General features: G+C 61.8%; 19 protein-coding genes. 5 read left to right on the forward strand and 14 right to left on the reverse strand.

The features are described 5' to 3' along the window. Positions 1 to 68 precede the first annotated feature (68 nt). On the forward strand, positions 69 to 1,526 hold the full coding sequence (gene gltX, locus ACQY1P_RS19420; protein ID WP_174196077.1) for a glutamate--tRNA ligase: 1,458 nt from the start codon (positions 69 to 71) through the stop codon (positions 1,524 to 1,526). A gap of 175 nt (positions 1,527 to 1,701) precedes the next feature. Then, positions 1,702 to 3,201, forward strand: a complete 1,500-nt coding sequence (gene lysS / locus ACQY1P_RS19425; RefSeq protein WP_062582068.1) for a lysine--tRNA ligase — start codon at positions 1,702 to 1,704, stop codon at positions 3,199 to 3,201. Between the two features lie 440 nt (positions 3,202 to 3,641). Here lysS and ACQY1P_RS19430 read toward each other — a convergent pair whose 3' ends face one another. From ACQY1P_RS19430 to tal, 3 genes are all read right to left on the reverse strand, one after another. Then, positions 3,642 to 5,090, reverse strand: coding sequence for a hypothetical protein (locus tag ACQY1P_RS19430; protein WP_430254977.1), 1,449 nt, complete (start codon positions 5,088 to 5,090; stop codon positions 3,642 to 3,644). A gap of 246 nt (positions 5,091 to 5,336) precedes the next feature. Continuing rightward, positions 5,337 to 7,043 (reverse strand): methyl-accepting chemotaxis protein, encoded by a 1,707-nt coding sequence (locus tag ACQY1P_RS19435; protein WP_430254979.1) that lies wholly within the window; start codon positions 7,041 to 7,043, stop codon positions 5,337 to 5,339. 152 nt (positions 7,044 to 7,195) lie between these two features. Then, positions 7,196 to 8,161 carry a transaldolase gene (gene tal / locus ACQY1P_RS19440; protein WP_430254981.1) on the reverse strand — a complete coding sequence of 322 codons (966 nt, stop codon included), beginning with the start codon at positions 8,159 to 8,161 and terminating at the stop codon, positions 7,196 to 7,198. A gap of 173 nt (positions 8,162 to 8,334) precedes the next feature. On the opposite strand from tal, the gene ACQY1P_RS19445 reads away from it, so the two are divergent. Then, on the forward strand, positions 8,335 to 9,318 hold the full coding sequence (locus ACQY1P_RS19445) for a sugar-binding transcriptional regulator (protein ID WP_092659685.1): 984 nt from the start codon (positions 8,335 to 8,337) through the stop codon (positions 9,316 to 9,318). Positions 9,319 to 9,696: 378 nt separating this feature from the next. Here the strand turns inward: ACQY1P_RS19445 and ACQY1P_RS19450 are convergent, their stop codons facing one another. The 4 genes from ACQY1P_RS19450 to ACQY1P_RS19465 form a co-directional block, all read right to left on the reverse strand. Further along, entirely contained in the window at positions 9,697 to 9,903 is a 207-nt protein-coding gene (locus ACQY1P_RS19450) for a type II toxin-antitoxin system ParD family antitoxin (protein ID WP_430254983.1), read from the reverse strand. A 90-nt stretch (positions 9,904 to 9,993) separates the two neighbouring features. After that, positions 9,994 to 10,602 carry a dual specificity protein phosphatase family protein gene (locus tag ACQY1P_RS19455; RefSeq protein ID WP_430254985.1) on the reverse strand — a complete coding sequence of 203 codons (609 nt, stop codon included), beginning with the start codon at positions 10,600 to 10,602 and terminating at the stop codon, positions 9,994 to 9,996. A gap of 94 nt (positions 10,603 to 10,696) precedes the next feature. Continuing rightward, the gene (locus ACQY1P_RS19460) at positions 10,697 to 11,593 is read right to left on the reverse strand and encodes a methylated-DNA--[protein]-cysteine S-methyltransferase (protein WP_174196071.1); all 897 of its coding nucleotides are present in this window, start codon (positions 11,591 to 11,593) and stop codon (positions 10,697 to 10,699) included. A 66-nt stretch (positions 11,594 to 11,659) separates the two neighbouring features. Continuing rightward, positions 11,660 to 12,169, reverse strand: coding sequence for a DUF2244 domain-containing protein (locus ACQY1P_RS19465; RefSeq protein WP_430256744.1), 510 nt, complete (start codon positions 12,167 to 12,169; stop codon positions 11,660 to 11,662). An 8-nt stretch (positions 12,170 to 12,177) separates the two neighbouring features. Between ACQY1P_RS19465 and nth the strand changes: the two genes are divergently transcribed. After that, positions 12,178 to 12,948 (forward strand): endonuclease III, encoded by a 771-nt coding sequence (gene nth, locus ACQY1P_RS19470; RefSeq protein WP_430254987.1) that lies wholly within the window; start codon positions 12,178 to 12,180, stop codon positions 12,946 to 12,948. Here nth and ACQY1P_RS19475 read toward each other — a convergent pair. Continuing rightward, positions 12,930 to 13,658 (reverse strand): sulfate transporter family protein, encoded by a 729-nt coding sequence (locus tag ACQY1P_RS19475; protein WP_430254989.1) that lies wholly within the window; start codon positions 13,656 to 13,658, stop codon positions 12,930 to 12,932. The two genes, nth and ACQY1P_RS19475, sit on opposite strands and share 19 nt — an antisense overlap. Positions 13,659 to 13,799: 141 nt before the next feature. On the opposite strand from ACQY1P_RS19475, the gene ACQY1P_RS19480 reads away from it, so the two are divergent. Continuing rightward, positions 13,800 to 14,450, forward strand: coding sequence for an NAD(P)H-binding protein (locus ACQY1P_RS19480; protein WP_430254991.1), 651 nt, complete (start codon positions 13,800 to 13,802; stop codon positions 14,448 to 14,450). An 8-nt stretch (positions 14,451 to 14,458) separates the two neighbouring features. Here ACQY1P_RS19480 and ACQY1P_RS19485 read toward each other — a convergent pair whose 3' ends face one another. The 6 genes from ACQY1P_RS19485 to ACQY1P_RS19510 all read right to left on the reverse strand — a co-directional run bounded on the left by ACQY1P_RS19485 (position 14,459) and on the right by ACQY1P_RS19510 (position 21,109). Beyond that, the gene (locus tag ACQY1P_RS19485; protein ID WP_430254993.1) at positions 14,459 to 16,051 is read right to left on the reverse strand and encodes an FGGY-family carbohydrate kinase; all 1,593 of its coding nucleotides are present in this window, start codon (positions 16,049 to 16,051) and stop codon (positions 14,459 to 14,461) included. Positions 16,052 to 16,124: 73 nt separating this feature from the next. After that, positions 16,125 to 16,835, reverse strand: a complete 711-nt coding sequence (locus tag ACQY1P_RS19490) for an HAD-IA family hydrolase (RefSeq protein WP_174196854.1) — start codon at positions 16,833 to 16,835, stop codon at positions 16,125 to 16,127. Positions 16,836 to 16,854: 19 nt separating this feature from the next. Next, positions 16,855 to 18,339 carry a mannitol dehydrogenase family protein gene (locus ACQY1P_RS19495; protein ID WP_430254994.1) on the reverse strand — a complete coding sequence of 495 codons (1,485 nt, stop codon included), beginning with the start codon at positions 18,337 to 18,339 and terminating at the stop codon, positions 16,855 to 16,857. A 45-nt stretch (positions 18,340 to 18,384) separates the two neighbouring features. Further along, complete coding sequence (locus tag ACQY1P_RS19500) at positions 18,385 to 19,389, reverse strand: ABC transporter ATP-binding protein (protein ID WP_325263279.1); 1,005 nt, start codon at positions 19,387 to 19,389, stop codon at positions 18,385 to 18,387. An 11-nt stretch (positions 19,390 to 19,400) separates the two neighbouring features. Next, positions 19,401 to 20,225, reverse strand: a complete 825-nt coding sequence (locus ACQY1P_RS19505) for a carbohydrate ABC transporter permease (protein ID WP_062461266.1) — start codon at positions 20,223 to 20,225, stop codon at positions 19,401 to 19,403. An 11-nt stretch (positions 20,226 to 20,236) separates the two neighbouring features. After that, positions 20,237 to 21,109 carry a carbohydrate ABC transporter permease gene (locus tag ACQY1P_RS19510; protein ID WP_062461269.1) on the reverse strand — a complete coding sequence of 291 codons (873 nt, stop codon included), beginning with the start codon at positions 21,107 to 21,109 and terminating at the stop codon, positions 20,237 to 20,239. Between the last annotated feature and the right edge of the window lie 3 nt (positions 21,110 to 21,112).

A 21,112-nucleotide genomic window follows, 5' to 3' on the forward strand; every position in this document is an offset into this window, starting at 1 on the left:
CTGCGCCAATCCCTATTCAAAGGCACAGGCTTTGCGCAGCCATGCGCGCCGTGGAAAGAGCAGTATCCATGATCAATCCGACCCCTCGCGTCCGCATCGCCCCATCGCCCACCGGCGAGCCCCATGTCGGCACCGCTTATATCGCCCTCTTCAACTACCTGTTCGCGAAAAAGCACGGCGGCGAATTCATCCTGCGCATCGAAGATACCGACGCGACCCGCTCGACGCTCGAATACGAGCAGAAGGTGCTGGACGCGCTGAAATGGACCGGGCTTACCTGGGCGGAAGGTCCAGATATCGGCGGTCCCTACGGCCCCTACCGCCAGTCGGACCGCAAGGACATGTACTGGCCGCACGCCCAGGATCTGCTCGACAAGGGCCACGCCTTCCGCTGCTTCTGCACGCCGGAGCGTCTGGAGCAGATGCGCGAAGGCCAGCGCGCCGCCGGCAAGCCGCCGAAATACGATGGTCTCTGCCTGAAATACTCGGCCGAGGAAGTCACGGAAAAGATGGCGGCCGGCGAACAGTCCGTCGTGCGCATGAAAATCCCGACCGAAGGCTCGTGCGATTTCACCGACGGCGTCTATGGCGATGTCTCGATCCCGTGGGATTCGGTCGACATGCAGGTCCTGATCAAGGGCGACGGCATGCCGACCTATCATATGGCCAACGTCATCGACGACCATCTGATGAAGATCACCCATGTGGCGCGCGGCGAAGAGTGGCTGGCATCCGTGCCGAAGCACATCCTTCTCTACCGCTATTTCGGCTGGGAAGCGCCTGTCTTCATGCATCTCTCCCTCATGAGAAATGCCGACAAGTCGAAACTGTCGAAGCGCAAGAACCCGACCTCGATCAGCTATTACTCGGCGCTCGGCTACCTGCCGGAAGCCCTGATGAACTTCCTCGGCCTGTTCTTCGTGCAGATCGCAGAAGGCGAAGAGCTTCTGACCATGGATGAGATGATCAGCAGCTTCGATCCGGAAGCCCTGTCCAAGGCCGGCGCCATCTTCGACCTGCAGAAGCTGGACTGGGTGAACGGCCGCTGGCTGCGCGAAAAGCTGTCGCCGGAAGAGTTCGTGTCACGCACGCTGGAATGGGCGATGGAAAACCAGCGCCTGATCGAGGGTCTGAAGCACTCGCAGAGCCGCGTTTCCAAGCTCGGCGACCTACCGAACCTCGCAGGCTTCCTGCTCGCCGCCGACGTCAACCTGACACCGGCCTCGTTTGCTGGCCTCAAGACCTCGCCGGAAGACACGCTTGCCATCATCACCATGGTCCAGGCCGACATCGAGAAGATGATCGAATGGAACGTCGAGGCGATCGATGCCGAACTGCGCGCCGTTGCCGACAAGCTCGAAAAGAAGCTGCGCGTCGTCACCCCGCCGCTGTTCATCGCCATGTCCGGCTCGCAGCGCTCGCTGCCGCTGTTCGACAGCATGGCAATCCTCGGCCGCTCGGTCGTGCGCCAGCGCCTGAAGATCGCCGCCGCCGTGGTGTCGTCCATGGTGGGTGCGCAGAAGTAATACCTGCGGCGACAGCTTCCCTCCCCCGTGTGGGGAGGGTTAGGGAGGGGCCTTTTCTTTCGCAATCCGGGATACCCCTCCCCGTCGCTGCGCTCCGACCCTCCCCACAAGGGGGAGGGTTAGCCGAGCCCGCCGCATCGGCGAACCAGAACAACCAGCCTCGAAGGCAAAAACCATGACCGAGAACACCAAGACCGAAACCGCCCTCTCCTCCGACGCGACCGAAGTGCGCGCCCAGAAACTGGCAAAGCTGCGCGAAACCGTCGGCGACGTCTATCCGGCGCATTTCCACCGCACCATGACCAATGCGGAACTGGCGGAAAAGTACAAGGACCTCGAGGCCGACGTCGAAACCACCGATGTCGTCACGGTTGCCGGCCGCGTGTTTTCCTCGCGCAATTCCGGCATGTTCATGGATATCCATGACGCCGGCGGCAAGATCCAGATCTTCTCCCACAAGGACGTGACGCCCGAGGAAGCAAGGGCGATGCTGTCGATGATCGATCTTGGCGACATCATCGGCGTCACCGGCATCGTGCGCCGCACCAAGCGCGGCGAGTTGTCCATCAGCGCCCGCGAAATCACCATGCTGACCAAGTCGCTTCTGCCGATGCCGGAAAAGTGGAACGGAATTGCCGATGTCGAGATCCGCTACCGCAAGCGCCACCTCGACATCCTCAGCAACGAGGAAAGCAAGCTGCGCTTCCAGCAGCGCTCGAAGATCGTGTCGGGCATCCGCCGCTTCATGGAAGACGACGGCTTCATGGAAGTCGAAACGCCGATGCTGCACTCCGTCTATGGCGGTGCCACGGCCGAACCCTTCAAGACCCACCACAACACGCTGAAGCTCGACATGTACCTGCGCATCGCGCCGGAACTGTTCTTGAAGCGCACGCTGGTGTCGGGCCTGACCGACAAGGTGTTCGAGATCAACCGCAACTTCCGCAACGAAGGCGTCTCCACCCGGCACAATCCTGAATTCACCATGATGGAATGCTACTGGGCCTATGCCGACTACGAGGACATCATGGACCTCGTCGAACGCCTGTTCGCCGACCTTGCCATGAAGATCCACGGCTCGACCGAGTTCGCCTATGGCGACAAGCAACTGTCGTTCAAGGGCCCGTTCAAGCGCGTGCCGATGCCAGACGCCGTCAAGGAAGTCACCGGCATCGACTTCCTCGCCATGAAGACCGACGAGGAAGCCCGCACTGCAGCCAAGGCCGCCGGCTTCGAAGTCGAGAAGGACTGGACCTGGGGCGAATGCCTCGCCTTCATCTTCGAGGAAAAGGTCGAGGCCACGCTGATCCAGCCGAGCCACGTCACCCATTTCCCGAAGGACATCTCGCCCTTTGCCAAGGAAGTCCCGGGCGAACCGCGCCTCGTTGAACGTTTCGAGACCTATTGCAACGCCTGGGAACTGGGCAATGCCTTCTCCGAGCTGAACGATCCGGAAGAACAGCGCAAGCGCATGGTCGAGCAGCTCGAACAGGCCCACGCCCGCGGCGAAAAAGACAAGCAGCTGGACGACGAATTCCTTGACGCCATCGACCAGGGCATGCCCCCCGCCGGCGGCCTCGGCATCGGCGTCGACCGCCTGATCATGCTGCTCACCAACGCCCCGTCCATCCGCGACGTCATCCTCTTCCCGGCCCGCCGCGCCAAGGCGGATTGATCAGACAGACCTGCTCCTCTCCCCTGAAACAGGGAGAGGGTCAGACTGCCGACAAACGCTGAATAAGCTTGTTTGGCGAGAGGGACACCACACTCTCCCTCATCCCCGCCCTTGTGGCGGGGAGCCAGCGACACGACGTCCGTCGGGTCAAAGACTCTCTTAGCTCAAGGACTTGAGCTGACGGGATCCCCGCCAAAAGGGCGAGGATGAGGGGAGGTTGCGAACCGCATCGGTTCCAAAGTGACATCAAGAGTTGTTTGATAAAACCTTTGTCAGCAGCCTGACTCCTCTCCCTGAAACGGGCAGAGGATTAGTGGATCTTCTCGCAAGTTCCGACCATACGCAGCAACAGCCACCATGCTGTTCCCGGCCCGCCGCGCCAACGGGGCTCGATGGCACGGGCCTCTCTGGACGATGGAGCAACCGGCAGGTTGCTTTTTTTAGGGCTTGCTGGCCGAACCAGCCTGTTGCGCCCGCAGCTTCTCAAGCCACGCGGCACCGGCCGCATCCGCGGCATTGGACCCGCCTGCTGCCGCGCCCGGCTGATCCGACGCGACCGTAGCGGCTGGCTCGGCGGCCTTGTCGTCATGCACGGCGTCGGCAGCCGAAGGCCCGCCGGAACGGATCTCGTCGTTGCCATCCTGCTTCGACCAGCGCTTGCCGCCCTCGGCAGAGGTGCGGGGCTCTGGCGCGGGCTCGGTCTTTGGCGAAGCCGGCTCAGCCGAGGCTTCGTCATGTGTGGCATCGGGCGCCGCGTCCGGAGCCTTGTCACTGGAACCGAAGAGCATCTCCTTCATGGAAGAGACAAAACTCTTCTCTTCGGTCGGTGCAGGTGTTTCTGCCGGCGCAGAGATAGGCTCACCCTTTGCGGCATGCTCTTTCGAACCCTCGGCTGTGTCATCCCCCGCTGCGGCTGGAGCTGGTGCATGACCATCCTGCTTCGAGTCGATTGGATGCTCGCCGCCTTGCGGTGCAGCGTGCCCCTCGCCGTCCGGCGCATGCGCGGCGGCGGCAGGCGCTGCTTCCTCTTTCGAACCGAAGATCAGGCCGGTCACCGAACTCAGGAGACCGCCGCTTTCCTTGGCGGCAGGTTCCCCGCCCTCGCCATGGCCCGAGGCCGCTGCCTCGCCATGTCCTTCGGCAGGCGCGCTGCCGTGCTCGGCTGCCGACGCCTCTCCGTCAGCTGCAGGTGCGTCATGCCCACCGGAGGCTTCGCCATGTCCGGCAGGTTCATGCCCCTTGGCAGGCTTCTTGTCATGCCCCTTGGCCGCGCCATGTCCTTCTGCGGCTGCAGCCTCGGCTGCGGCGAGCGCCACGGGGTCGATACAATCGGTCTTGTCGGTGAGACTTGCTTCGAGATGCTCGATATCGGCGAGCGGCATGTCGATGCGCTGGCCGTAATACTCGCCCTTGGATGTCGCAGCACCCTCGACATAGAATGCGGAATAGGGTTCCCGCGCTGCGCCATCAGGTGCCTTGGAAACATCTGGAATGTAGACGACCTGCGCGCCGATCATGCGGCCGCGCATTTCGGCGCGGTCCTTCGGACCCGCCTTGTCGACCATCGCCACCTGCACGATGTCGGCCTTTTCCTTCTCCTGGATGGATTTTGCCACGCGCAATGCGGTGCGGATGCGGGCCATGCCGTCACCAACGCCATCCGCCGAGGCAACCTCGTCGGCATTCACATAGCGGCGCACCCAGGTGCGTCCGTCGCGCTTGGTCGTGAACGTCTGCAACACCGAACAGGTCAGGCCGTTGAGATCGGCGTAGGACGGGCCGAAAAACTTTTCCTTGCCCACGAACACGGCCGCCGCGCCGCTGCCGGCGCAGAGCACGGAAACACCGCCGACGACCGCGAGCAGCTTTTTCGATAGCCGTATCTTCACGCGCCGAACTCCGGCATCTTCACCCCATCACGCACAACAAGACATGGAATACTCAAGCCGCAGTCTGCGCTACTCTGATTGAAGAAGCTTTAAGCCTGGGCTTTTCCTTCGCCCAACGCCTGTCCCGGAATGAGGCTCACGAGGCGCATCCACGCTCCGGCCGGCCCATCGCCCATCATGCTTGACCTTCAGACGACAAAAGGCCCGCATGACGCGGGCCTCTCCACCGGTCCGCTCGCTGTTGCGTCAGGCGGCCCTGCGGCCGCCGCCGGCACGCGGTGAACCCGTTTCGCGCATTTCGCCGCGCCTGTTGAGCTTGAAATGTCCGACCAGTTCCGACAACAGAGCCGCGCCGCTTGCAAGCTGGCGGCTGATGCCGGTCGTGTGCTCCACCATCGCCGCGTTCTGCTGCGTCATCCGGTCCAGCTGCGAAACCGTCTGGTTGATGTCGGACAGGCCACCCGACTGTTCCTGCGCCGCAGTGGCCAGCGACTGGACATTCTGGTCGATCGAGGCGACAAACCGTTCGATCTCGTGCAGCGCGGCGCCCGTCGCGTCGACAAGGCGCACGCCCTCCGTGACCTGCCGGCCGGAATTCTCGATCAGTCCCTTGATCTCCTTGGCGGCTTTGGCGGAACGCTGCGCCAGTTCACGCACCTCCTGTGCCACAACCGCAAAGCCCTTGCCCGCCTCGCCCGCACGGGCCGCCTCGACGCCGGCATTGAGCGCCAGAAGATTGGTCTGGAACGCGATCTCGTCGATCACGCTGATGATCTTGGTAATCTCGGACGATGCGCCTTCGATCCGCTTCATCGCCGTGATGGTTTCCTGCACCACGCAGGAGGACGTGGTCGCAGATTGCAGCGCCCCCTTGACCAGCTTGCGGGTTTCCTCCGCATTGGTGTTGGAGGACCTTACCGTCTCCGTCACCTGCTCCAGCGCCGCCGTCGTTTCTCGAAGCGACGCTGCCTGCTCCTTGGTGCGGGCGGACAGCTGGTCGGCCGCCACCTGCATGTCCTGGCTGCTGTCGTTGAGGCTGGAAGTCTGCTGCAGGACCCCCATCAGCGTCTTCTGGAACGCCCCGATCGAGGCGTTGAAGTCCCGGCGCAGCGGCTCGAATTCCACGATGAAGGGCGTATCCAGCGTCTGCTGGATATTGCAATCGGCGAGACGTGCAAGTCCGGTGCCGAGATCGTTGACCACCCTTACCCGTTCGCTCACATCCGTTGCGAACTTGACGACCTTGAACACCCGTCCGCTGTCGTCGATGATCGGGTTGTAGGATGCCTGGATATAGATCTTCTCGCCGGTCTTGGTGATGCGGGTGAACTGATCGGCCGAAAAGGTGCCGCGTCCGAGCTTCTTCCAGAACTCCTGATAGTCCGGCGAGCGCGCATAGTCGGGTTCGCAGAAGATAGAATGGTGCTTGCCGACGATCTCATCGAGACGGTAGCCGACGGCGGCACAGAAATTGTCGTTGGCGTTGAGAATCTTGCCTGTCGGCGAAAATTCGATGATCGCCTGCGCCCGCGACAGTGCCTCAAGCTTGCCCCGGTCCTCGAGCGCCCGCTTGCGCGCTTCCGTGATGTCGGTCGCAAACTTCACGACCTTGTAAGGCTTGCCGCCTTTCAGAATCGGATTGTAGGTGGCTTCGATCCAGATCTCGCGGCCGCCTTTGCCCACGCGTTTGTATTTGCCCTGATCGAACGCACCTGTGGAAAGCCGTGCCCAGAACGCCGAGTAATCTGAGGAAGCTGCATCGGCCGGATCGACGAACATGCTGTGATGCCTGCCGACGATCTCGTCCAGGCGGTAGCCGAGCGCATTGCAGAAGTTTTCGTTGGCATCGAGTATGATGCCCTTCAGGTCGAATTCGATGATCGCCTGCGACCGGTTGAGGGCCTTGATCACGGCGGCGTTGGACAAGATACGGCCAAAAGGAATCCCAGCCATCGATGCGCTCCAGCTTCAAAGTGATTTGTAGGCTGAAAGATCTAGGAGTTCCGGCTAAACGTTCGGTTAACCCTGTGCCTCGGCCGTGCACATTAGGAAAACGAAAAAGACCCGCACGAGGCGGGCCTTGTCATTGGAAAACGTTGAGGAAATCAGGCCGCGGCGCGGACCAGTTCCTTCTTCACGAGCTCGCGAAGCGCGCCGAGATCCTTGTTGAACGCCCGGATACCGTCCGAAAGCTTTTCGGTCGCCATCTGGTCTTCGTTGAGCATCCAGCGGAAGGTCTTTTCGTCCATCTTGATCGGCGCGGCCGGCTCGAACTTTTCAGGCGAAAGCTTGCGCTCCAGCGTGCCTTCAGCCTTGTCGAGCTCGTCGAGCAGGTTCGGCGAAATCGTCAGGCGATCGCAACCGGCAAGAGCTTCGATCTCGCCGACATTGCGGAACGAGGCGCCCATGACGATCGTCGAGATGCCGTTCGCCTTGTAGTAATTGTAGATCGAACGCACCGAGACGACGCCCGGATCGGTCTCGGACGTGTAGTCTTCACCAGTCGACTTCTTGTACCAATCGAGAATGCGCCCGACAAAGGGCGAGATCAGGAACGCCTTGGCGTCCGCGCAGGCAACGGCCTGGGCGTGGCTGAACAGAAGCGTCAGGTTGCAGTCGATCCCTTCGGCCTGCAGAACTTCGGCGGCCTTGATGCCTTCCCAGGTCGATGCCAGCTTGATCAGGATGCGTTCGCGCTCGATGCCGCGATCCCTGTAGGCTGCGATGATCTTGTGCGCCTTGGTGATCGAACCTTCGGTGTCGAAGGAAAGGTCGGCGTCGACTTCGGTCGAAACACGGCCGGGGACAATCCCCGCAAGTGCCGCGCCCACGTCGATCGCCAGCTTGTCAGCCACGGCAACCGTGATCGCGTCGTCGCTGCCGCCCTGTTTGCGGCCCCAGGCTACCGTTTCCTGGAACGTGTCGGCAAATGCCGGCGAACCGATCGCCTTCAGAACGATCGACGGGTTGGTGGTGCAATCGACCGGCTTGAGGCGGGTCACCGCCTCGATGTCGCCCGTGTCGGCGACGACCGTTGTCATGGAACGAAGCTGCTCTAGTTTCGACGTCATCCGAATAAATCCTTGTTAAGCGAATACAAACGCTCGGGGCGTCGTATGGTTTCTGGATCGCTGTTGACCGGATAACAACCCTTCAGGGTAAAGAAGTCAAGACATTTGTCCTTCACAATTGACATATGTTTCACGTCAGCCCTATGGTCCTGAATGAAAAAGGACATCAGAATTTGGCCAAGCTGAGACGCGATACCCACACCGCATATTCGGAAGCGTCCTCGCTGCGGCTTCGCGCTGCCTGGCTCTACTACAACCAGGGCCTGACGCAGAAAGAGGTAGCCGAGCGGCTCGGCATCAGTCGCTCGACCGTCATCCGCCTGCTCGACGAGGCAATGAAACGCTCCGAAGTGCAGATCTGGATCTCGGAAGGCATCGACACCTGCGTCGAGCTGGCGACCAAGCTTGAACGCGCCTACGGACTGGATGAGGCGGTCGTGGTGCCCGCCCCGCGCGACAACAGCGCCGATGCACTGGCCGGCGCCGTCGGTCTGGCGCTCGGCCAGTTCCTGTCGGAAGCAATCCAGAACGACATGACGATCGGCGTCGGCTGGGGCCGCACGATGACGGCAGCGCTTTCGAGCTTCCGCCCGCCCCGTCGCGAACGCTGCAAGGTCGTCTCGCTGCTCGGCGGCATCGTCGCCGTCCACCAGACCAACCCGATCGACTTCACCTGGCGCTTTGCCGGTCAGCTGGGCGCCGAATGCTTCATGTTCCTTGCCCCGCTTCTGGTCGACAGCGTCGCCACCAAACGGGCTCTGATCGACAAATGCGGCCTCGATGCCGTCTATGACCTCGCCGAGAACCTCGATCTCGCGGTCGTCAGCTGCGGTGATATCGGCCCGCATTCGACCTCGCTGTCGGAGGGGTTCATTTCAGCCACCGAACTCGAGCGGCTGATCGCCGCCGGCTGTGTCTGCGACACGATGTTCAATTTCCTCGACGAGGAAGGCCGGTCCGTCGATCAGAAGCTCAACGAGCGGGTCATGTCTGTCGATCTCGATACGCTCGCCAAGGCAAAACACATCGTCCTCTCCTCCGGCGGCACACACCGCGCCATCGCCATCCGCGCCACCATCCGACGCATCGGCTGCAACACCCTCATCACCGACGAAACCGCCGCAGTGGAACTGCTGCGGCTGGCGGAGGTGGATTAGGACCGCCCGCTTTCATCGTCGAATGCTGACGGGAGGTGCCTTTCGAGATCGACAGCGTCATGAAGCACGCGACCGATCCCGATAAGCGACAATTCAAGATACCGGTAGAGAATGAAGTGGCGAGGCTGCACGACCAGTCCGCTTGCGTGCTTAGCCCTCGTCCGGCTACGCCTGAGATGGAAGCTGCGTATGCCTAACCCAAGCTCCGCCCTATCGATTGAGCCCGGGTCCGGTCTTGCGACAAATCGCGAAAGGCAGTCACGAGAAGCTGTTCGTCACGGCGCCTTGCGCCGCGTCCGAAGTTCTCATCCGTATAGGCAATGATCTTGGTGATGTCGGCCTGGGCAGTCGCGGAAAAGCGGACTGTTGCCATACCCACTAACGTTGGTTCGGCGTGTCGCCAAGACCGGCAATGAATTGCTCCAGCCCGGTCACCGGCACATCGGCAAAACGGCCGTTTTCTAGGTCGTCGAAACCGGTCGCTGCGGCGCTCTGCAATAGCGCGAGTTTTGCCCCATCTAGCGCTTCACGCTGCGCGATCACCTGCTGGTGGTGCTCTGTCAGAACGACGTTGCATGGTGGCATGATGGCTCCTTGGAACTGGCCTAGATCCTAGCGCATTGGGCACGACCCGCCAACTGCCGGCAGAGTTTCCCAGCCTCGGCCGCAACGACGTCAGAGATCGATATCCGTTGTCAGCAATGCAATCCTGTCGCGCCAGGAATGGTGCTCGAGCCGCTCCCATGTCCTGTCCATGGCATAAGCCGACGAGATGACCGGAATGCCGATATGGCCGAAGTAGAGGGAAAGCTGGCGCTCGGCGATCTCTTCGGACATGCCGGCAATCTCGCTGCTGTAAAGTCCGGCGGCAAGGCCGGTGCGGTCGGAACCCGAGCGGCAATGGATCAGGATCGGCTTCGGTGCGTCCCGCATCATCGTGACAAGCCGGTCCGCCTCCGCTTCGCTCAACTGCCTGGAAGCCGACATCCGGAAATCGAGATGCGTCAGGCCAAGCCTTTTTGCGGCGGAGACCTCCTCGGCATACCATCCGGCCTTGTCGTCCTCGCCGCGCAAGTTGACGATGGTGCGGATGCCGTAGGTCTTTGCATAGGTCTCGATATCGGCGGCACTCGGCTGGGCAGACCGGTAGAGCTCGCCGTCGATCACCGTATGGAAATTGCCGCTGAGCTGCAGATACCCGAGATAGGCCCCCAAACCCAGAGCGGCAGCGAAAATCGCCGAGGCTCCCATGCGAAACCAGCTTCTGACGCGTGACTGTTCCATGCTGCCGTCCGTTGAAGTGCAGGATGGCAATCATTTCGGCCTGTTTGCTGACACGCACCTGAAGGACGGCAGGTTGTCGGGCGGACTGTGCGGCTCAGGCGTTGCCTGTCTCCCAGCCCAGGATCGCCCGCTTGCGGGTCAGACCCCAGTGATACCCGGTCAAAGCCCCGTTCTTCGCCACAGCCCGGTGGCAGGGCACGACGAAGGAGATCGGGTTGGCGCCGATTGCGGCACCCACTGCCCGGCTTGCCGTCGGCTGGCCGATATCGGAGGCGACGGCGGAATAGGTGACCGCCTTGCCGAACGGGATCTTCAACAGGCTTTGCCACACCTTGAGCTGAAAATCAGTGCCGATCAGAACGACATTGAGCGGCCGGTCGGCCGTCCATTGGCCCCGGTCGAAGATGCGGCCGATATAAGGCGCCGTCGCTTCACTGTCCTCGACATAGGCCGCATTCGGCCAGCGCCGCACCATGTCCTCGAAGGCCGGCTTTTCGCCGCCGAGATCGGAAAACGCCAGGCCAGAAAGCCCACGCTCCGTCGCCATGACAAGCGCCATGCCGAATGGCGACGGGTGGAACCCGTAGCGGATCGTCAGACCCGCGCCCCTTCCCTTCCATTCGCCCGGCGACATCGCCTCATGGGTCACGAACAGATCGTGCAGGCGGCCGGGTCCCGAGAGACCGAGTTCATAGGACGTCTCCAGAAGCGGCAGACCTTCCTGGCCGAGCAGCCGCTTGGCATGATCGAGCGTCACCGCCTGCAGGAAGGCCTTGGGCGACAGACCCGCCCAGCGGGTGAACACCTTTTGCAACTGTGTCGGCGACTGGCCAAGTTCGGCAGCGATCGTTTCGAGCGAAGGCTGCGCGCGATAATCGAGCGTCAGCATCTCGATGACACGCCGCACCGTCTCGTAGTCGGAGCCATCAGGCGTCACGTCGATGCCGGGTGCGGACATGTCGGGCCTGGAAAGCGAAGCAAGAGCGTTCATGGCAATCTCCCTGTGCCCTATAGATGCACGCTCGATCCCATCAGAGCCACCCGTTTCTTGACAGGATCACAACCGTCTCGTGACGGTCGCAAGCGCTCCGCGAAATGCCCTCGCAAAGCTCTCACGATCGTCCGGGTTCAGAAACGAACCGATTTCGGTCTGCCGTCCCTCACCCGAGACCTGCATCGCCGTAATCCCGAATTCCTCGTGCCTGCTGACAGTAAATCGCGCCCAAAACGGGTTGTAGCGATGCTCCACCATCCGCCCCGTTGGTGAAAATTTCCGGATCGACAGATTGGTCCTCGACACCGTGACTTCCTCGCGCTGCCGGCCGGAACGGTAGCTGAGTTTCAGCGCGCCATAGAGAAGCAGGAAATCAAAACCGAGGAACAGCCCGATCGGCCAAGCGCCGGTCGCCAGGAAGAAAAGGCCGTAGAACAGGCAGACGGCACCCGATATCGACAGCACGACGAAAAACCCGCGTCGGCCGAGCGACCGATAGGGCGTCAGTTCGGCCGCAAAGACCGGTTTCTCATCCTCGGCTGCGCGTTGATTTCCGTCATGGGGCGAGACTATACAGTGTCATGGCCCTTGCGAAAATCAAATCCACGAAAACCCCGGCGACAAAAAGCAGCACCACCAAAGGCCGGAAGCCGAAACGCTTCAAGCCGGCCTATACGCCTGACGAAATGGTGGAGATCTTCCGCCGCTTCTCGGTGCAGCGGCCGGAGCCGAAGGGCGAGCTCGAGCACGTGAACCCGTTTACGCTCGTGGTCGCCGTGGCGCTGTCGGCGCAGGCAACCGATATCGGCGTCAACCGGGCGACACGCGAGCTGTTCAGGATCGCCGACACGCCGGAAAAGATGCTGGCACTCGGCGAGGACGGCGTCATCGCCCATATCAGGACGATCGGCCTCTATCGCAACAAGGCCAAGAACGTCATCGCGCTCTGTCGCATGCTGATCGACGAGTTCGGATCCGAGGTGCCAAGCACACGCGAGGACCTGGTGCGCCTGCCGGGCGTCGGCCGCAAGACGGCCAATGTGGTGATGTCCATGGCCTTCGGCATCCCGACGCTTGCCGTCGATACCCACGTGTTTCGCATCGGCAACCGCTGCCTGATGGCGCCCGGTAAAACGCCGGATGAGGTCGAAGAGCAGTTCCTGAAGGTCATCCCCGACCAGTACCTGTTCCACGCCCATCACTGGCTGATCCTGCACGGCCGCTATACCTGCAAGGCCCGCAAGCCCGAATGCGAGCACTGCGTTATCGCCGACCTCTGTCGGTCGCCCGAAAAGACCTGTCCTATCCCAGCGCCGCTTATCGAGCTACCGCCTCAGGTGATCGGCGCCTGAAGCCGGAAGGACGGATCGCGCTTCGATACCTTCTTGTGCAGATGCACCATCAGCCCGGCTGCAAACAGCGGCGTCAGCAGGTTGACGAAGGGGATCGCCAGGAAGCCGGCGATCAAAAGGCCCGCCACGAACACGGTGGAGGAATGCTTCGAGCGGAAAGCCCGCGCCTCTGCCGGCGGCCGTAACCGCATCGCGGCGAACTCGAAGAACTCCCGCCCCAGCAGATACCCGTTCACCAGGAAGAACGCGATGAGGTTGACGCCGGGAATGAACAGCAAAAGCAGCGCGATGATATTGCCGATGATGACGATGCCGAGAAACTGGATCGACCCTAGGATCGCCTGTCCGAGCGGCATTTCCCGGCCCGGCACGTCATCGGGATAGTCCCGTTTTTCGATCACTGCCGCCACATCGTCGAGAAACAGACCCGCGATGAGCGCAGTGATCGGCGCGATCAGCAGAGCCAGCACCAGCGCCAGCCCGATGCCGGCCGCGATCGCCGCAAACAGCGTCAGCCATCCCGTCCAATCAGGCACATCCGGAAAGAAGGCGGCAAACCAGGGCCAGAGATAGAGCGCAAAGAGCTCGCGCAAGCCGAACCACAACCCGATCAGGATCAGGAATGTCAGCCCCAGCGTCTTCCAGAAGGCCGATCTCGTCTCGGGCGCAAACAGGTTGATCAGCGATAGGCGTGCGGCGTCGAGGATCATCTGCGTCTCCAGGTTAGGCCCGCACCATGTAGGTCAACCATCGCTCTGGAACAAGCGCCGGTGGATATAGGAATCTCGCCGCGAGAATCATATACTCACCGGCAGACACCCGCACCGGGCGTGGTAGTGACGGAGATCCGCATGACAAGCCTGCTGCTCCTTGGCGCGACCGGATTGGTCGGCGGCCACGTCCTCGAACTGGCGCTCAAGGACGACCGGGTCACCCGCGTCGTCGCGCCCACCCGCCGGCCGCTGCCTCCGACGGCCTTGCCGGCCCATCCGAAGCTCGAAAATCCCATCACCGATCTTAGCAGCGGTCTTCCCGACGCGGACTGGTGGACCGTCGACGCGGTCATTTCGGCGCTCGGCACCACGCGGGCAAAGGCGGGATCGGACGAGGCCTTCCGTCTGGTGGATTACGCCACGCCGCTCGGTGCGGCCCGGCGCGCGTATGAACGAGGTGCAACCCGTTTCTCGCTCGTCTCGTCCACCGGCGCCAATTCGAAGTCCAGCCTGCTTTACCTGCGCACCAAGGGCGAGCTTGAAGATGCCATCCGCGGCATCGGCTTTTCCACGCTCACCATTGTCAGGCCCGGCCTTCTCGGCGGCGACCGCAGCGAATTCCGGCTCGGCGAACGGCTTGCAAGCATGGCGCTGAAGATCGCCCATCCCATCCTGCCGCGACGGCTGCGCCTCAGCCCGGCCCATGTGGTGGCAAAAGTTCTGCTGGATGCGGCAATCGGCGGTGAAAAGGGAGAGCGCATCGTCGAGGCGGATCAGCTTTCGGGCTGAGTTGCAGCTTAGTCCAGCGACCGCAGCTCTTCGCGGTGACGGATCATCGCAAGGAACCGCCGGTAGTCGCGCTCATAAAGGTCTCGTCCCGTGCTGGGTAGCCGCTCGCTGCCGCCGCTGTTCATCGCATGTCCGGCATCAAGCAACGAGCCGTGCAGACCGCCCGCGACCGCGGCAGCCATGGCCGTTCCAAGCAGAACCGCGTCGCGGTTGTTCGGGATGACTACCCTGCAGCCCGTAACATCCGCATAGAGTTCCACCAGCAGCGGATTGTTCACATGCCCGCCGGTCACGTGCAGCGTCTCGAACCGGTACCCAAAGTCAGCCATCGCATCGAGAATATGACGGATGCCGAGCGCGATCGACACGCAGGTCCGCCAATAGCGGCGGCAAAGCCCGTCGAAGGACGTATCGAGCGTCAGCCCGCTGATGACGCCGGTCGCATGCGGGTCGGCAAGCGGCGAACGGTTGCCGTGAAAATCCGGCAGAATGTGCAGATCCGGCGCGATCTCCTCGCCGCCTGCCGCTGCACGCATCTCGCCGACACGGGCAATGATCCGCTCATGCAGCTCGGTGGTCGGCTCGCCGCCGGCTGCGTGCATCATGACGATATGATCGAGCAGCGCGCCCGCCGCCGACTGTCCGCCTTCGACCAGCCAATGGTCGGGCAGTACCGCCTCGTAATATGGGCCCCAAAGGCTGCGACCGGGTTTCGGCTCCCTGGTGAAGGCGACGATGCAGCTCGATGTACCCCCGATCAGGGCAACGCTCGTCTCCAGCGACGAGCCTGGAAAGCTTTTCGCCCCAACACCGCCAAGCACGCCATAGGCACCCGCGTAAGCGTCGATCATTCCCGGCGCGACCTGAACGCCGGTATCGAGGCCAAGTTCGGCCGCCGCCTTTTCGCTGAGCGGTCCGATCGAGCCGCCGACACCGATCGTATCGTCCGGCAGACCGCCCTTCTCAATAAGGTCGTCGAGCCCGGCAAGCGCCAGATAATCCGCGCTCCAGCCCGGCGTCTCATGCGCCAGGTAATTCCATTTGGCCGTCAGCGTGCAGCGCGAACGCGACGCGGAACCTGTGGCTTTCCAGGTCAGGAAATCGGCAAGATCGAAGAAGTAACCGGCCCGGCTCCAGCTGTCTGGAAAGTTCTGCTTCAGCCACATCAGCTTGGGCATTTCCATTTCCGGCGAGATCGATCCGCCAGCGAAATCAAGCACCGCATGGCCGCTTCTTGACAGCGTCTCCGCCTCGGCGATTGCCCGGTGGTCAAGCCAGACAATCGTATCCTGATATGCGTTGCCGCTGACAGATACGCTCAACGGTGCGCCGTCGCGGTCCCGCGCCACAAGCGAGCAAGTCGCGTCAAAGCCGATGGCCGCCACCTGGGATGCAGAAATCCCAGCCTCGGCCAACGCCGCTTTCACGGAGATGCAGGTTGCGGACCAGATGTCTTCGGAGGAATGTTCGGCGTGCTTGTCCCGCGGGCGGAACATCAGGATGGGATGTTTGGATTTCGCAATCAGCGTTCCGTCGCGGCCGAACACGCCGGCACGGGCGCTTGCCGTGCCGATATCGACCGCAACGAGAAAATCACGCATCCCGATTTGTTTCCTGTCCCTGTAAGTCGCGCAGACTGTCCCCGTCGCGTCCCGCCAGCCTGAAAGCCGAGCTTCAGGTGTTTGCGGAAACCGAACCGTTGCGATCCTCGATATATTTTTGGACAAGGTGGAGCAAATCCGGCATCGCGTCAAACACGACGTCGGGCGATAGCGCCTCGATCCGGTCACGGTATCCGGAAGTGTGGGTGTGCGATCCGCCGGTAAAGGCGAATGACGCCATGCCCGCCCGCTGGGCCGCCTCGATGCCCGCGGGGCTGTCTTCAATGACGATGCAATCTTCCGGCGCGAACCCCATTTCGCTTGCTGCCAGCAGGAAGAGGTCCGGCGCGGGCTTGCCGTTCTTCACCATTGTGGCGCTAAAGATATGGGGATCGAGCTTGTCGATCAGGCCGGTGATCGTCAGCGACAGCCGGATGCGGTCGGGATTGCTGGAGGATGCGACGCAGGCTTGAAGCCCGAGCGCCTCGAGCGTTTCGGCGATGCCGGGGATCGGCTTCAGCTCGGCCTTGAACAGGCTGTAGAGATCGGTGCGCATACCCTCGAGAAATTCCGGCCCGGTGTGGAAACCGTATTCCTCGTCCATGACCTGGCGCATGGTCGCCAGGCTGCGGCCGAGGAAGCGCTCATAGGCTTCCTCCTCGGCCATTTCGATACCGTGGCGGTTGAGCGCAGCCACCAGAACCCGCACCGACAACGGCTCGCTGTCGACAAGGACGCCGTCGCAATCGAAGATCACGAGATGGCGTGGTTTGATTGCGCTAATTCCCGTCACGGTGTTCACCTCAATCCTTGACGAGCTGGTCGTCGAGATAGAGCTGCAGCGTCTTGGCCGTGCCCTCCGTCCAGAGCGTCTTCAGCGCATGCGCGAACCGCTTGCGGAACAGGTCCGACGTCGAGACTTCGCCGAAGATCTCGTCGAACACGAGAAACGCATCCGGATCGTCCTTGGCCTTGATCGCGGCAGCCTGCAGTTTCTCGGCACTCGTATCGTTGAACACGATCTGGCGACCGCTATCCGACGTGCCCGCAAAATAACGGCACCACAGCGCCGACACAAGCGACAGGCCGACGATGTCGAGACCCTGGTCCAGCCGGTCGCGGGTCGATGGCAGGATGAACTTCGGCTGGCGGTTGGAACCGTCCTGCGCCAGGCGCGGAATGGTGTCGCCGATCTTCGGGTTGAGGAAGCGGTGCTCGATCAGGTCGAAATAGTCGTCGAGGCTCGTATCTGGAACCGGCGGCACGATCGGGATGATCTCTTCCTTCTCGAGCTTTGCAAGGAAGGCCCGGATCAGCGGATGCTCCATTGCCTCGTGCACGAAATGGATGTCCAGCAACTCGCCGGGATAAGCGATCGTCGCATGGCCGCCGTTGAGGATGCGCAGCTTCATCAGCTCGTAGGGCGCGACGTCGGGCACGAACTGAACGCCGACTTCTTCAAGCGCCGGACGGCCGAGCGGGAAATGATCTTCCATCACCCACTGCTTGAACTCTTCGCAGAATACCGGCCAGTTATCGTCGATATTGTAGTCATTCTTGAGGATATCGACTTCGCGCGGACCGGTGGCCGGCGTGATGCGGTCGACCATCGAATTCGGGAACGCGACACTGTCGTGGATCCAGGTCGCGAAATCCGGATCCGAAAGCTTGGCGAGACCAACGACGGTGTTTTCCGTCACGTGACCGTTGCCGGGAATGTTGTCGCAGGACATGATCGTGAATGGCGCAAGGCCGCGCGAACGGCGAAGCTTGAGGCCGGCAAGGATCAGCCCGAACACCGTCTTCGGCGCACCCGGGTTGCTGCCGTCTTCCACCATGGCCGGATGGGCCGGGTTGAAATGGCCGGACGCGTCGATGAAATAGCCACCCTCGGTGATCGTCATGGAGACGATGCGGATGGTCGGATCGGCCAGCTTCTCGATCAGCGCCTGCTTGTCGTCAGGCGCGATGATGTCGATCATCGGCGCGGTCACGCGGGCGCCGGTCTTGTTGTTGTCCTGCTCCACGACGGTGGTGAGGAAATCCTGCGCCTTCAGCTTGTCGCGCATGGCCGCATCGGACGGCATCACGCCTGCGCCGATGATGGCCCAGTCATGGCCCTTGCCGATGTTGAACAGGTCGTCCAGGTAGATCGCCTGGTGGGCGCGGTGGAAGTTGCCGACGCCGAAATGTACGATGCCGGGGGAGAGTGTCTTCGGATCGTAGGCGGGCACGCCAGCGGTCGCTGCGGCATCCTTGAGAGTTGCCAACGAAAGCTTCACAGTCATTTTCTCATACTCCGATTGGCCTGCTGTTCAGGCCTTTGGGATCATTCAGGCCCGGATCGCAAGACCCTTGTCGTCGAAGCGATGCAGTTTGGTTTCATCCGGCGTCAGGTAGACCGTGTCGCCGTAGCTCGCGCCGAACTCGCCGCCGGCACGCGCCGTGATCGGGCCGATACCATCAACGTCGAGATGCAGGAACGTGTCGGCGCCCAGATGTTCGGCAACCGAAACCCGGCCGGTCCACAGACCGCTGTCCTTGGAAAGCCCGATATGTTCGGGACGTACGCCCACGGTCTTGGCGTTCCTCGCCTTGGCGTAGTCACCTTCCAGCAGGTTCATCTTCGGCGAACCGATAAAGCCCGCGACAAACAGATTGCGCGGCGACTTGTAGAGCTCGAGCGGCGAACCGACCTGCTCGATATTGCCGCGGTTGAGCACCACGATCTTGTCGGCCATGGTCATGGCTTCGATCTGGTCGTGCGTAACGTAGACCATCGTGGTCTTCAGCTGGTTGTGCAGGTCGCTGATCTCCAGACGCATCGTGCCGCGCAGTGCCGCATCGAGGTTGGAGAGCGGCTCGTCGAACAGGAAGGCCGAAGGTTCGCGCACGATCGCACGGCCGATCGCCACGCGCTGGCGCTGGCCGCCCGAAAGCTGGCCGGGGCGACGCTCGAGATAATCGGTGAGGTTGAGGATGTGCGCCGCATCGGCGACCTTCTTGTCGATCGCCGACTGTTCCATCTTCGCCATCTTGAGCGGGAAGGCGATGTTCTTGCGCACGCTCATATGCGGATAGAGCGCATAGGACTGGAACACCATCGCAAGCCCGCGTTCGGCCGGAGCGGCGTCCGTCACGTCGCGACCATCGATCTTGATCTGGCCGCCGGTCACGTCTTCAAGCCCCGCAATGAGACGCAGAAGCGTGGACTTGCCGCAACCCGAAGGTCCGACGAACACGACGAACTCGCCGTCGTTGATTTCGAGATCGATCGACGGGATGACCTTGGCTTCGCCGAACGTCTTCGACACTTTGGAAAGAGTAATGCTGCCCATGAAAGTGATCCTTACTTAACCGCGCCAAACGTGAGGCCGCGAACGAGTTGCTTCTGGCTGAACCAGCCGAGGATGAGGATCGGCGCGATGGCCATGGTCGAGGCCGCCGAAAGCTTTGCCCAGAACAGACCCTGCGGCGAGGAGAAGGAGGCGATGAAGGCCGTCAGCGGAGCCGCGTTTGTCGTGGTCAGCTGGATCGTCCAGAACGCTTCGTTCCAGGCAAGGATGATGTTGAGGAGCAGCGTCGAGGCGATGCCGGGAACCGCCATCGGCGTCAGCACGTAGACGATTTCCTTCCACAGGTTGGCGCCGTCCATCCGTGCCGCTTCCAGGATTTCGCCCGGAATTTCGCGAAAGTATGTGTAGAGCATCCACACCACGATCGGCAGGTTGATCAGCGTCAGCATGATGGTGAGGCCGATGCGGCTGTCGAGCAGGCCAAAGTTGCGAAACAGGATGAAGATCGGCAGCAGCACCGCCACGGCCGGCATCATCTTGGTCGACAGCATCCACATCAGGATGTCCTTGGTACGCTTGCCAGGTGCGAACGCCATCGCCCAGGCCCCGGGGATCGCGATGATCAGCGCGAGGATGGTTGAGCCTACCGACAGGATCACCGAGTTCATGAACGGCTTGAAGTAATCGCGCTGCGTCTGCACCGTGATGTAGTTCTCAAGCGTGCCCGACGGGATCAGGCTGAAGCCGGCGATCGCTTCCTGCTCCGTCTTCAGGCTGGTGATCAGCGCGTAGAGGATGGGGAAGAAGATCAGGAGTGCGACGACCCAGGCCAGGATTGTCCAGCCGATCTTCGCTCCGGTTGTTACTTTGCGAGCCATGATCGTTCCTCCTACTTGTCCAGGTTCTTGCCGACGGCGCGCATCAGGAAGAAGGCGACGATGTTGGCAAGCACGACGGCGATGATACCACCCGCTGCACCCCCGCCGACGTCATAGCCGAGACGTGCAGTGCGGTAGATGAGGAAGGTGAGGTTGGTGGACGCATAGCCCGGACCGCCATTGGTGGTGACCAGGATTTCAGCGTAGATGCCGAGCAGGAAGATCGTCTGGATCAGGATGACGACCGTGATCGCGCGCGAAAGATGCGGCAGCGTCAGGTAGATGAAGCGGTTGAAGAAGTTGGCGCCATCCATTTCGGCTGCTTCGCGCTGCTCGCTGTCGAGCGACTGAAGCGCCGTCAAAAGGATAAGCGTCGCAAACGGCAACCATTGCCAGGCGACGATGATGATCACCGCAAACAGCGGATACTGGGCAAACCAGTCGATCGGTTGAACCCCGAAGAACCGGGCGAGATCCGCCAGCACGCCGTAGCCCGGATGCATGATCATGTTCTTCCAGATCAAGGCCGCCACCGGCGGCATCACGAAGAACGGCGAGATCACCAGAATGCGCACGATACCCTGGCCGAAGATCGGCTGGTCGAGCAGAAGCGCGATCGCGACACCGCCTATGACGGTAATGCCGAGCACGCCGAGCACCAGCAGCATCGTGTTCCAGATCGACTGGAAGAAGGCCGGATCGGTGTAGAAATACTGGTAATTGAAGAAGCCTGCGAAGCTCACGTTCTGCGGCGTCAGCAGGTTGTAGTTCTGGAACGAGTAGTACAGCGTCATTGCGAGCGGTACGGCCATCCAGACCAAAAGAACGATGACGGAGGGCGCCATCATCAGGCGTGCCAACGTCTTGGTATTTTGCGTTGCCATCTT

Source organism: Neorhizobium sp. DAR64872/K0K18, from assembly GCF_050500175.1.
GTDB lineage: Bacteria > Pseudomonadota > Alphaproteobacteria > Rhizobiales > Rhizobiaceae > Neorhizobium > Neorhizobium soli.